Source organism: Bacillus sp. SH7-1 (genome assembly GCF_008042405.1).
GTDB lineage: Bacteria > Bacillota > Bacilli > Bacillales > Bacillaceae_G > Bacillus_A > Bacillus_A thuringiensis_N.
Window position 1 is genome coordinate 1 of the sequence record NZ_QNUD01000052.1, and the last position, 13,486, is coordinate 13,486.

The following is a 13,486-nucleotide window of genomic DNA, read 5'->3' on the forward strand; positions in this document are numbered from 1 at the left end:
TAAAAAAAGAATTGATATTGGTTTTTTCATGACATTTATCGACAAATTATTTACTTTTATCAATTATCAATTTATAATAATTACAACTTAATATACATACTACACAACATGTAATAATTACTTAGTTGAGCATATAGTTACCACTGGAGAGGGTTTGAAAAAAATTCAAAAATGATGGACGAGTACTCATACGGATTAATTTATATAAATATAAGGGGAATGAAACTGTAGAAAAGATGCGTGATTAGTATGCTCTAGTTTAAAAGGTTACTAATCGGTTGGGGAATTTTAGGTGATAAAACAGAGTCATAGATTTAATTGGATGTACAAGACTTGACTTGAGATTTATATAAAGTAGGTTATGACTCTTTTGTTTATTGTCCAAATGGATTTATTGCATAGTATTTTAGGTTCGCTATGGTAAATATAAAAGATATATTTATAGATTAATTCACGGACCCTATTTCAAAAAATGAAATACAAACGATTTTTAATTATTGACAAGCAATAAAACTAAATATATATTAAATTATAATAATTATTATAAGAAAATAATTATCGTTTATAAATAGGAGGTTCCACTTCATGAATCCAAATAATCGCTTAACAACAAACCAAGGTGCTCCAGTTGGAGATAACCAAAATTCTCGTACAGCTGGTCGCCGTGGACCGGTATTATTAGAAGACTATCATTTAGTAGAAAAATTGGCTCACTTTGATCGTGAACGTATTCCAGAGCGTGTTGTACACGCACGTGGTGCAGGTGCTCATGGTGTATTCGTTACGAAAAATAGCATGAAGCAATATACGAAAGCAGCATTTTTACAAAATGAAGGAACTGAGACGCCTGTATTCGTTCGTTTCTCAACAGTTATTCATGGCCAAGGCTCTCCCGAGACAGCACGTGATCCGCGTGGGTTCGCTGTTAAATTTTATACAGAAGAAGGAAACTACGATATCGTAGGTAACCATTTACCAGTTTTCTTCATTCGTGATGCAATTAAATTCCCTGACATGGTGCATTCTTTAAAGCCAGCACCTGATACAAATATTCAAACACCAGATCGTTATTGGGATTTTATGACGTTAACACCAGAATCTACTCATATGATGACATGGGTATTTTCTGATTATGGTACACCAGCCAACTATCGTGAAATGGAAGGATTCGGAGTCCATTCATTTAAATGGATTAATGCAAAAGGTAAAATTGTTTACATTAAATATCATTGGAAACCACAGCAAGGTGTACGAAATTTAAGTGCAAAAGAAGTAGAACAAGTACAAGGTAAAGATTTCAATCATGCAACTCGCGATTTATTCGATGCGATTGAAAAAGGAAATCATCCAAAATGGGATCTACACGTACAAGTGATGCAATTAGATCAAATGGATTCTTTAGATTTCGATCCATTAGATCCAACAAAAGTATGGCCAGAAGATTGTTTCCCACTCATTGAAGTAGGGACAATGACACTAAATCGTAACCCACAAAACTTTTTTGCGGAAGTAGAGCAAGCAGCCTTTACACCAAGTGCAACTATACCTGGTATTGAACCATCTGAAGATAAACTATTACAAGGTCGTTTATTCTCTTACCCAGATACACAGCGTTACCGACTTGGTGCAAATTATTTACAAATCCCTGTAAATTGCCCATACGCAACTGTTCGTAATCAACAACGTGATGGTGCGATGCAAGTAAATCAAAACCCATCTACAATAAACTATGAACCGAGCCGCCATACTGAAAATCCAGTTGAAGACTCAGCATACCGCGATTCAACTATGAGAGTAGGAGGCTATGTATCTCGTGAAAAAAATGAGAAACCGAACGACTTCAAACAAGCCGGTGAGCGTTATCGTTCATTCTCTAAAGAAGAGCAAGACAACTTAATTGCAAACTTAACTAATGACTTAAAAGACGTAAATGAACGTACGAAACTACTAGCTATTTGTAACTTCTTCCGTGCAGATCGCGAATATGGTATTCGCTTAGCAGAAGCATTAAAGGTTGATATTTCATCGTATGTAGGAATTTCTACAAAATAATAACATGCTTAATTTTATTTTACTCTCAAATTTAACTTAAAATATGTGAGAAAAGAAGTTGTCTCAAAAATTCGTTAAAAAACGACTTTTTAGGGACAACTTCTTTTTTTAGTTCTCTTCATCAATAGATAGGATTATTAATATTTGTTCATACAATTTATGCAGCATTTCCAAATTATTATTTTATTTTTGCTAATCCTACAATTGCAATGCAGGCATATAGGTAACATATATTAGCTGTATTTTTTTATTATCGTTATAGCAAGGTTCTACACGCTTCCCTATGGATATATTTTCATTTAGGGAATCTTGGCGAAGAACTAATGTATACTTGATATCTTTGTGAGAATAAATACTGAAAAACAGATAGTTAATCAATTTTAATTATGTAAAAAATACACAATTATAAACAGTGGTAATAATGGATTAATACTTCTCGTATCTAGGGGGAAGTACCTAATATCCTGAAGAGAGATTTCAAGGCATCTGATATTGAGGATAATAATTTGTGGGTATGCTTCAATTTGCTTGATAGAGTAAAGAAATGAGATAGAATAATAGATTTTATGAAAAGAGCCCTTAGGAGATAGGGGCTCTTTAGGGCACGCCTAATCACATGAATTGATTAGGAGGAATATAAATATTTTAACATATAGCTGATTCATTTGAAGGTAACAAAAAAATTACAGAATTTACGATACGAGAAAGCCCACGCAGGACTTTAGTCCTTCTTTAGACGTGGGAGTGTCAATCTTTCCATTGTTTCAATTTGAACTCCTGATCCAGTCTTACTTTTATTAAATGCACTGAGGTACTACTATTTTAGTACCTTTTTACATTTACAACCAAAAGTAATTATCATACCTGCAAGAACCAACAATATGCCTATTGCTGCACTGTTATTTGTAGTTGCACCTGCTTTTGGAAGCTCTTTATACGTATCTTCTTTTCCATCAGAATTACTGTTGTTAGAGATATTATTAATACCATTTTCTTTATCTTTCACTACCACTTTTTGTATTGTAATTACCTCATTACTACCAGAGTTACGACCAAGGAATTTTACCTCGGAAGTACCAGTTTTAAATATATCTATTTCACCAAAATGTCTTACTTTATCAGTAATATCACCATCTTCTTTCTCAATAGCGTTAACCCCAGACATTAGTGCAAATTTGTCTCCTACATTCATATTCACTTCAGTAGGTGCAGTTAACTCAGGCTCTTGAATCTCAATAGGTTTTTCTTTTTCTTTAACTGTTACAGTTTGTTTTTGAGTTGCCAAATGACCTGCAGAATCTTTAACTGTGTATTTAATCGTGTAAGTGCCAGGTGTATTTGTATCTACTTCACCTTCATATTTTATTTCTGATGTAAGGTCACCATCTTCTTTATCAGTAACACTTAAATCTCTCATTGGATCGAATTTATCTCCTTCCGAAATTGTAGTTTCTGAGGGTACTTTTAGTAATGGCGGCTCATCTTTTATTTCTTCTCTCTCTTTAACCGTTACCGTTTGTTTTGCGTTTACCTTATGACTTTTAGAGTCTTTAACTGTGTAAGTTAACTCGTAAGTTCCTGCTTTAGAGGTATCTACTTTACCTTCAACTGTTATTTTATTAGTAAGGTCTCCGTCTTCCTTATCAGTAGCAGACACTCCTGACATTGGATCGAATGAATCACCTATATTAATTGTCGCTCCAACAGGTACTGTAAAATTCGGTTTCATATCTGGAGTTTCTTCTACAATTACAGGTTTAGAATCTGTGGCTTCCCAAATAGGTGCGGTTAATATCGGATAGTTCAAAGCTTCTATTTTTTGTCGCGTTTCTTGCGATGCTTTCAGTCCCCATTGATCAAAAAACGGGAGTACATTTTGTTTCGCTACTTTGGATGTATTGTAAATAAATGCTTGAATTTTTTCTTCATCCGTTTTTGGAAGTTGATCCTTTGGTAACTCTCGATATAATTTGTGAAGATTCGGATAAAAATCTTCACCATATGCGAGATGAAGTTGCCAAAGCATAACAAGTTTCACAAACAAGTCATTAATATTTTTATAGTCTTTATCTGTTTGTTTTAAGTATGCAAAAGCTTTATCGTAATCACCTGATTTTTCTAAGCGTGTCGGTTGATTCGGGAATAATCGCTTTTGTGCAGCTAAAGAATATAGATTAACAGTTACTTCACCCATCCCTCTTAAATCATTCCACGTCCATGGATGTTGTTGTCTTGCATGTCCCGCTTCGTGCATTTGTCCCCATCCAAATTTATTTACATTTAAAGCACTTTCGATCGCGTTACCAGCAGTAGTAAATGCACCTCCATCTAGACTTGCATACATGCCCCATGTTGGTCTGTTAGGGTTTTCTATAAAGGCCCAAATACGTTGAGTCGAACGATGTAAAGGATTAGGATCTGTTTCAGATAATCCAGATATTTTATCTTGTGCTCGAATCATTTCATCATATGTTTCTAATAATGGGATAGGATCTTGATTTACTATATGCCTCTTTGCACTATCTTGAGTAACCGTAAGTACTGCTTTCTTTGATTTTAATTGAACAGCATGTGCATTTGGATACTTGTCCATCATCGCAATCCAGTCTGCTTTCGTATGCTTTCCTAATTCAAAGAACGGGACATGGCTCCCGCCTTGTGCGACTTTCACCTTAACTGTTCCTGTAGTTTGATTATTATCAAGTCCTAATAACCCACCATTTGGAGATGAAATCTTATTCGTACCAGGAGAAAGTTTAATTTCTTTTCCCCATTCTTTATCATAGCCATGTGTTCCAATAATCGCTCTAATCTTATTCGTTCCTGATACTTCAACTGTCACTTCTTCATTCGGTTGTATGTAAATTCCAGTTGGTGTATAGGTTTTTTGTTCACTTCTTCTCTCTCTTGTTGCTTCATCCTGATAGCTTCCTGTAGCTGGTAGGTCAAACTCCCGTAGTTCATACTGGTTTGTAGTTTGTTGATTAACTGTTTCAGCGTGTACATTTAAATTGTTTGTTATAATAGGTGTAAATAATGTAGTTGTCAAAATAGCAGATGTCGCAAGTACTTTCATCGGTTTTTGAAATATATAATGATTCCTTTTCTGCATATAAATAATCCTTTCTTTTTCAATTTGTTCCATTAAACTCCTTTTGTTGAATGAATGTAATTAATTTCAATCTCCTGGCGAGTTAATATTTCTGAAATTTCAGAAATATTAACTTGGAAATCTTTTTATAGTTTAATAAATATAAAACATACCAGAAGAAAGAAATTTTCAACCCTGTTTATACTAAATAATTACAAAAGATAAGGTATGAGAATGAAACGAACTCATTTCCTTTTTTCTTATTAATAAGAATTTAACATCGAACAAGTCTTACTGCAATATAATTTGACAATTATATCTTTTTTTCGACAATTTCCTTATCTTACTAAATGAGTATTCTCACATCTCTTAACAAAAAATTTAAAAAATATAAGCGACTTATCATAAGTCACTTATACGTAAAAACTTATTTTATTTTGGTCAATACATCTCAATTGACTCACCGGTCTTCCCACATGCTGATACATCATTTTATTCTCTAATATTCCGATTTCAGTCAAAAACATGACATACTTTCGAATAGAAACTCTTGAAACCCCTACTAATTGCGCCATTTCATCTGTTGTAAACGTCCGTCCATTCAGTGACTCAATTTTCTCCCAAATTAATTGTAACGTTTGTTTCGTTAACCCTTTTGGAAGCTCTTTAGTGACAATAGGCTCTCTTTTTTCCTTTTGTAAAATTAAAGAATCTAATTCCGATTGACTAATTTTTTGTTGTTCTTTCATGAAAGTAAGTTTTTCTCGATATATAGTTAATGCCTCTTTAAATCTTTCAAATGTAAAGGGTTTAATTAAATAATCTACTACGCCATAATGTAATGCTTTTTTAATACTCCCCATATCATGTACAGCTGAAATCATTATAATATCAATTTCTTTCTCTTGATTCCGAATATACATTAAAAGCTCAAATCCAGTCTCTTCAGGCATAAAAATATCAAGTAATACCAAATCTACTTGCGATTTCTCTAATACTTCTATCCCTTCTTTAACTGAGTTAACTGCTTGAACAAGTTCAAACCCTCCTACTTGTTCTAAATAATGTGTATTTAACATTGCTACCATCGGATCATCTTCTACAATTAAAACTTTAATCATATTTGCCCCTCATCCCTACTATTAGGTATTTCAATTGTTATCTTTGTTCCCTCTCCTAACGATGAATGAATATAAATCTCCCCATTTATTCGCTGTGTACTTTCTTTTACAAGATATAAGCCATAACCGCGATTATCTCCCTTTGTGGAATAACCTTTTGTAAACAATTTATCCAGCATATCTTCTGGTATTCCACTGCCTGTATCTTGTACTGTTATCATTAAGGCATCTCCATGTTCTATTCCAACTTCAACTTGTTTTTTCTCACAATTCATTACTGCGTCAAATGCATTATTAATTAAATTTCCAACAATCGTAATAAGTTCATGGATGATACAATCATCATATATATCTGGTAAGTCCGATTCTTCACTTATAATTAACTTTATATTTTTCTCCCTAGCATAGCTAAGTTTACCCAGTAAAAAACCAGCAAATACTGGACTTTTAATTCTTTTCATAACCCCACCAATTTCATATTGATGTTCTGATACCATACGACTTACATATTTCTGCAATTCTTCATACTGTTTCATATGTGTTAGCCCTAAAACGACATGCATTTTATTCATAAATTCATGAGATTGAGCCCGTAATGCTTCCGCATATAGCTTAATGCCAGTTAGTTCTTCTGCTAATTGTCTAATCTCTGTTTTATCACGAAATGTTGCAATTGCGCCAACTATTTCTCCCTTTACGTATAAAGGAACACGATTCGTAACAATTGTAATCCCATAAACAGTTTGTTCCTCGTTTAATTGTACATCTCCTGTTTGCAACACTTCTTTTATACGTGAATTTGGCGTATACACTTCAAGATTTTTACCGATAATATCTCCTGTAAGTCCACCTTTCTTTAATATTCGTTTTGCTTCATTATTTATCAAAGTTACATTGGCATCTTTATCTACAGCAATAATACCCTCTTTCACCGAAAGTAACATCGCATTTCTTTCTTCAAGAATTTTCGCTATCCTATGTGGCTCAAGACCAAATAAACTTTTCTTTATATGTCTAGCTAGCAATATCGCCCCTATAATACCAACTAATATTCCTACTCCAACACCGATATAAATAATATGTCTACTTTTTTTCACACTCTCTTTCACATTATCAGCTGAAATGCCAACAGCGACCGCACCAAGTTGCTGACCTGTTTCAGCAAAAATAGGTACGAATACTCGCATAGAAACCCCTAAAGTTCCTTCTGCAAGTGAAACATGTTCCTGTCCCTTCAATACAGGTCCCTCATCTCCTCCAATAAAATGATGACCTATTTTCTTTGGATCTGGGTGAGACTTTCTTATTCCGCCCATGTCCATAACGACAATAAATTGAACATCTGTATTTTTTAATATCCTATTTGTATACGTTTGGATTGCGGAAGTATCTGCTTTGCCAGTTAAACCATCGATTACAACTGAATCATTCGCCACAATACGTGCAATTATTTTTGCTTTCTCTGCTTGGCTATCCTCTGTTACCCGTTCTACATTATGACTAATTAATATATCTGTCACAAGTAAAGAAAACATTACAACTGTACACACTAATAATGTGATTGTTTTCCATAAATCCAATAGTCTTTTCCTTTTTTTCATCTCTTCATTGGCTCCTCTAATTCTTCTACGCGATCTTTGTTAAATATAAAATAAGTAAGCTGTTATTATACTTTAAATTTACTCGTTATTTTTTAAAGTTTTTCTATCGTTTCTTCTAATTTTTGACTAGCTACAAAATTTATCCTATAAAAAAAATAAAATAAGAAAAATTAAACATTATCATTATTTTTATAGCAAGGAGTATAAAATGATTACTTTAGTAAACCTATACTTCTCACAAAATACTTCTAAATTGCTCATAAAAGTTAATCTATCGTCTTGCCATCTAGCTAAGAAATACAATCTTTCATAAAGAGCTGAATCCTTATAAATAACTGTATAGTTATAAAGTTTTTTGATTTTATGAATACCTCAAAATACTAAATTGATGAACATAGGATGGAACCCTTAATTAAAGAAGAGAAAGCTCATATAGGTACGGACAAAAAATAGATTAATACATAAAAAAGGCTCCATTGCTGGAGCACTCAAGAAATGATATACACAAATGAATTAAAAGAAATAACAGACAGTTAAACTATACAAATAAGTCATAAATAAATCTATATATATTTTTAAAATTACATGTAAAATTTTTATTTTTAGGTGCTTCTTAAATAGATATTACTTTATTCATACAGCTACAAAAGATGAAGAAAATAAATTTCTATCTATTCGGGACGGACATAACTCTTATTATGTCGGTAAATCCGGTGAAATACTCAAATAGATATTATAAGCATAAAAAAATTAATTAATATATATCCATTTTGTCAGGTTGCTATAAAAAAGCTCCCTTTCTAGGGAACTTTTTTATTATCTTATTCAATGGTATATCGGCTATCTTCTGAAACATATAAACTTTTTGAATTAATTTCTATACTACAATCCCCTAATCGCCGCTTTACTTCTGATAGTAATTTTTCATTTGCTTCTTCTAAAGAACTTGCTGGAATCACCGTAGATTGTGAGCTTGATACTTTACCACTATACATCACTGAAAAATTCAATTCATATTGATGTATCAAAATTTCTCCACTCCCTTTTTCCCTAAGTTTTCTCACAGATCATTCTTATTTGTTGATTACAATTATAATTTTTGAAGATAGGTACACACTTTGATACATATCAGATTTTTCTTAGTTAGGTGATAGCACACCGCAATCTTGCACGTCAGCGATGCCAGAAATGGACTTCTCCTTTGGTAGCAAGAATCCCACTGACGTTAGTCAGCTGACCCTTTAGGGGTAGGAGTATTAATTAATTAATTAATTATATGCAATAACTTTTAAAAAAATCATTGTTCCATCTCAGTTCCCTCATAAATTTATTTAAACTATTTAAAACCTCGAATAACATATCAGATTTTATATCAATATCGAAGTTTATTGATATATGGTAATTCATCAGATAGAGAATAGTCTGTTAAAACTAAAAGTTTCTTAGCTTCTCTAATTTTTTCACTTTGTATATATCTACTTAAAGACATGCCAACCTCTTTTCTAAATAGGGGCCACCATATCAAAAAAAGAAAATTGTACATTAAGGAATATTTTTACATATAATTATGAAATAAAAACACAGAGAAAATGATTTTCCCTGTGTTTTTATTTCTGCTTTATTCTGCTGCTTTACGATTACTTGATTTATCAATCTTTCCTTAAACACAAATAATTTTACGATTTTATAGTCAACCTCTGAACTGGTATTTATCGCAAATAAATACATACAAATATAAAAAAATGGATAAAATCACTTGTAAAAATTCCCACTACTTATTCATGAATCTTATGAATTCACCACTTTATACACATTAAGAATTCCATTCCCGAATAAACTCCTCCTGTTTTCAACAGGATCCACTCCCCATTTATACAAATATTCCACCGCTTGATTAGGTTTATCCTTTAAATTTCGTTGCCCCACTATTAACGCTAACGCACCCGATACTTTCGGAACTGCTGTAGAGTTTCCTGCATCATAAAAATAATCTTGATCTGGACCAGTGCTAATTACTTTTTCTTTCTCATACATTTTTTGCTCGTCCCAAATATTAAAATCGAACTGTTTAAATAATCTATTATCTCCTCCTGGAGCTGCAATATCTATAAATCCATCTCCAAAGTTAGAAAACAGAGAAAGTTCCTTCGATGGTCCTATAGAGGAAACCGTCACCACACCTGGTAAGGATGCCGGAACATCTAAGAGTTCTCCATCTAATTTTATGCCATCATTCCGTAGTTTTTTTTGCAAAAATTTATACATTACATCTTTATCATTTACATCAAGCGAATTATTCCCAGCAGCTGCAACAACAATGCTTCCCTGTTCTTCCGCATACTGAATCGCATCTTTAAATGCTTTAATTTCAGCAATATTCGTTTTTGAGCCTTGTTGTTCAAGATAAGCTACACCATCAATTAAATAGTCTCCTAAACTCACATTAATAACATCTACATCATCCTTAGCAGCTTCAATAATCCCTTTAACAATCCACAAAGATTCAGCCGTTCTTTCCCCAAATACCCTATATGATTTTATCCCTACATTTGGTGCGACTCCCTTTAATTTTCCATTAGCAGCAATTTGCCCTGCAACATGAGTTCCATGCCCTAATTTATCAGTTAATTCGTTGGAATCCCCTGATTCATCACGCTCTTTCCCGCGAAATCCATTTTTCGGAACTAAATTTTTAGAACCTCCTACAATATTATTTTTTAAATCCGGATGCTCCATATCTAATCCTGAATCTATAATACCAACCGTTACATTTTTAGAACCAGAATATATCTTATAACTTTCTCCGTTGTTTGTAATCCCATGCATATCCCACTGCTTATCCCATAAAGAACCTTGCAGATTCGTTTCCATCTCTTTTTCCATATTCATTTTTGAGCCTAATGTCCGTAAAGATGGATTGTATGTATCAATTAATGAGTTTTCACCCAACACTTTGACTTTTTCTTCATTCCCCTTCACCTGTAATAGCCCTAACTCCTCAATAGAATAGACAACTTCTATATTATTTTTCTCTGCCAATCTGACTACATCATTATAGTTATCCGTTTCTTTCAGTAGAATAGTGTAATAATTATCTTCTTCAGCAGCACTAACGAAGTCATAAGGTAGTAAAAAAATCAACAAGACCATAAACAGAACTATTGTTTTTACCCTCTTAAAATTTTTCATTCGTTTTAAATCCCACATAAATTCCCCTCCTGAAATCTTATATTTAAATATAAAGTTACAACGAAAAAAATATCATTTGCCTCCAAGATTGTCAATATCAAGAAAAATGATCATTTCATCGAGAAACAAGTTATTTCACGTGATTAAAATTTAACCTGATAAAAAATGGAAATATTAATCTTTTTTTCCTTTTTTGTAAAAAATGATTGCACTTTCCAAGTAGTGCATGTTACATTCAAATAGTTAAGTTTAACAATAACTGGATAACTTAATATTTAATTTTAGATTTAAATTAGGGAGGAATTTTATTATGAAAAGCAAAAAAATCATTGCAAGTGCACTAACAGTTTCTTTACTATCTACTGGATTCATTAGTACAAAAGCTGCGGCTGAAGAAGTAGGTAACAATGTACCAAAGCACACAGCACAAGCACCTGTACAGACAGTTAATTTCAATCTAAAAACAACAATGGAAAATAACCTTTTAGTTCAATCTATTAGTCCTTCGGACCTTAAAGATATTGAAGGAATTTCCGAATATTTCAATTTAACACCCGAAGAAAAACAAGTGTTTTTAGATGCCGCAGCTAATAAAGATGATAGTGGTTTTGAAACTCGTGGAAAATTAAGTTGGGCTGCTAAAGCTATTAAAAAATTATGGAATGAGCTTCCAGGTCCTGTAAAAGATAGACTAGGAAGACAAAGTGCCTTAATTACTATCGCAAACAGAGTAGAACATTATACTGGCGCTTTAGAAGATGCGATTTATGCTGGTGTATTAGATGTTGTTGGTAATCCAACAGCTGCATGGTGGATCACTAAATCAATCACCCTATTACTGTAATCAATAGATTTTACTGGTTAATTGGTTAGAAATTTCATATAATTTTTGTAGTTACATCATCAACTGCAAAGGAGTAAAAATGAAAACTCAAACTTCAAAAACAAAATATTCAAGTTACATATTTAGATTTTTAGTTTGTTTTATTGTCCCTATAATTGGATTGATTTATATTTTTGTTAATCGGAGGAAATGGAGCAAACTTGATATAACCTTTTATCTTTTGATTGCTTTAACCAATCTTTCTTTAACTATAACCGTTACATTTTTTACACGTGACTTTTGGATAATTTCTATACATAATTTGATTTGTTTCATTATTTGTATAGTCTTTATCTTATGTAAAAGACGGTCAAAGTAATAAGGACTAATAATTCACAATCAATCTAACAAAAAGCTATTCTTTCTATATATTCATAGAAACGAATAGCTTTTTTTATGGTAAATAAGTAAGTAAATATAATGAGGGGTTAACGCACCTATACCCATCCTCTGAAAAGGATATCAAGGTAAAGTATTCTATAATAGGTGTAAGTCAAGTCGCTTTATATGGAAAATTAGGGATATTTAAAAAGTTGAAAAGGCGACTCTTTAAATAAAAAAGAACTGCCTTTTTTATTTAAAAATATTCCTTAACGTACAATTTTCTTTTTTCGGTCGTGTGACCCCATAGATACTATTTGTAAAAAAGCAATAGGAATATTTAATAAATATAAAAAGAATAGGGGAATTTAAAATGAATTGGGAACCTAGTAATTTAAATAATCTTTCTAAAGATGATGCAACTATTACTGTAGAAAAAGCTAATAAAATAATGATTTTCTTTTCAATTATAATTACTTTGTTTGTGTTTTTTTTGTATAGATTTATTTGGGGAGTAAGTACATGGGAAAATTCTATGCAATTTGTATTAGTTTGTTTAATAAGTTTTGTTTCTATCATTATACATGAATTGTTACATGCAATTGGATTTAATTTTTTTGGTAAAGTAAATTGGTCTGATATCAAATTCGGTATAGTATGGAAATCTTTAACTCCTTATGCTCATTGTAAAAAGGCAATAGGAATAAATGCTTATCGTATTTCAATTTTGATGCCTATTGTTATTTTGGGTATTTTACCTACTTTTATAGGTTTATTAATTGGTAATGGTTTTATAACTATTTTAGGTACTTTTATGATTTTAGGAGGATTAGGGGATGTTTTAATTTTTTATTTAATTTATTCTTATGATGCTAATTCTATAGTAAAGGATCATTCGGAAAAAATAGGTTGTGAAGTTTTTTATAAAGAAAATATTAATTGATATTACTATTAAATGTTATTTTTTAATGTTTTAGAAAGAAGGTTGGAAAAGTGTGTTAAAAAATTTTAATTGGATACAACAGCATGATTTAAAAGATTGTGGTCCAGCATGTCTTGCTATGACTTCTAGACATTACTTCCATAGTTGTCTATATACAACTATGGTATCACATTTAAATTAAAATACGGCTCTAAGAAGAAATTGAGCTGATCCTTTTGAAAATAAAAAAAAGACGCGATAAAGCGCCTCCCATTTGGGTAAATAAGAAGTAAGGTTTCCAAGATA

Annotated in this window: 8 protein-coding genes and 1 pseudogene; 4 read left to right on the forward strand and 5 right to left on the reverse strand. The window is 32.0% G+C overall.

Annotated elements, in window-relative coordinates; all coding sequences use genetic code 11:
• Window positions 1-585 precede the first annotated feature (585 nt).
• On the forward strand, window positions 586-2,052 hold the full coding sequence (locus tag DN390_RS28380; RefSeq protein WP_147809116.1) for a catalase: 1,467 nt from the start codon (window positions 586-588) through the stop codon (window positions 2,050-2,052).
• Window positions 2,053-2,869: 817 nt separating this feature from the next.
• Here the strand turns inward: DN390_RS28380 and DN390_RS28385 are convergent.
• The 5 genes from DN390_RS28385 to DN390_RS28415 form a co-directional block, all read right to left on the reverse strand.
• Window positions 2,870-5,164, reverse strand: coding sequence for a M60 family metallopeptidase (locus DN390_RS28385; protein ID WP_147809152.1), 2,295 nt, complete (start codon window positions 5,162-5,164; stop codon window positions 2,870-2,872).
• Window positions 5,165-5,556: 392 nt separating this feature from the next.
• Window positions 5,557-6,264, reverse strand: coding sequence for a response regulator (locus tag DN390_RS28390; protein WP_147809117.1), 708 nt, complete (start codon window positions 6,262-6,264; stop codon window positions 5,557-5,559).
• Window positions 6,261-7,865 carry a sensor histidine kinase gene (locus DN390_RS28395; protein ID WP_147809118.1) on the reverse strand — a complete coding sequence of 535 codons (1,605 nt, stop codon included), beginning with the start codon at window positions 7,863-7,865 and terminating at the stop codon, window positions 6,261-6,263. The genes DN390_RS28390 and DN390_RS28395 overlap by 4 nt, the downstream gene beginning before the upstream one ends.
• An 821-nt stretch (window positions 7,866-8,686) precedes the next feature.
• On the reverse strand, window positions 8,687-8,893 hold the full coding sequence (locus tag DN390_RS28400; RefSeq protein ID WP_000581809.1) for a hypothetical protein: 207 nt from the start codon (window positions 8,891-8,893) through the stop codon (window positions 8,687-8,689).
• A 760-nt stretch (window positions 8,894-9,653) separates the two neighbouring features.
• Window positions 9,654-11,072, reverse strand: a complete 1,419-nt coding sequence (locus DN390_RS28415; protein ID WP_147809119.1) for a S8 family peptidase — start codon at window positions 11,070-11,072, stop codon at window positions 9,654-9,656.
• A 292-nt stretch (window positions 11,073-11,364) separates the two neighbouring features.
• On the opposite strand from DN390_RS28415, the gene DN390_RS28420 reads away from it, so the two are divergent.
• From DN390_RS28420 to DN390_RS31730, 3 genes and pseudogenes are all read left to right on the forward strand, one after another.
• Window positions 11,365-11,898, forward strand: a complete 534-nt coding sequence (locus tag DN390_RS28420) for a hypothetical protein (protein WP_139889360.1) — start codon at window positions 11,365-11,367, stop codon at window positions 11,896-11,898.
• Window positions 11,899-12,631: 733 nt separating this feature from the next.
• Window positions 12,632-13,201 (forward strand): DUF3267 domain-containing protein, encoded by a 570-nt coding sequence (locus DN390_RS28430; protein ID WP_001103976.1) that lies wholly within the window; start codon window positions 12,632-12,634, stop codon window positions 13,199-13,201.
• Window positions 13,202-13,253: 52 nt separating this feature from the next.
• A pseudogene (locus DN390_RS31730) lies at window positions 13,254-13,337 on the forward strand (cysteine peptidase family C39 domain-containing protein); the annotation flags it as partial.
• Between the last annotated feature and the right edge of the window lie 149 nt (window positions 13,338-13,486).

What these genes read in the sequence shown, in the direction of transcription:
- DN390_RS28380 (WP_147809116.1), top strand. Translation starts at nt 586, where the DNA reads ATGAATCCAAATAATCGCTTAACAACAAACCAAGGTGCTCCAGTTGGA.
- DN390_RS28385 (WP_147809152.1), bottom strand. Translation starts at nt 5,164, where the DNA reads ATGCAGAAAAGGAATCATTATATATTTCAAAAACCGATGAAAGTACTT.
- DN390_RS28390 (WP_147809117.1), bottom strand. Translation starts at nt 6,264, where the DNA reads ATGATTAAAGTTTTAATTGTAGAAGATGATCCGATGGTAGCAATGTTA.
- DN390_RS28395 (WP_147809118.1), bottom strand. Translation starts at nt 7,865, where the DNA reads ATGAAAAAAAGGAAAAGACTATTGGATTTATGGAAAACAATCACATTA.
- DN390_RS28415 (WP_147809119.1), bottom strand. Translation starts at nt 11,072, where the DNA reads ATGTGGGATTTAAAACGAATGAAAAATTTTAAGAGGGTAAAAACAATA.
- DN390_RS28420 (WP_139889360.1), top strand. Translation starts at nt 11,365, where the DNA reads ATGAAAAGCAAAAAAATCATTGCAAGTGCACTAACAGTTTCTTTACTA.
- DN390_RS28430 (WP_001103976.1), top strand. Translation starts at nt 12,632, where the DNA reads ATGAATTGGGAACCTAGTAATTTAAATAATCTTTCTAAAGATGATGCA.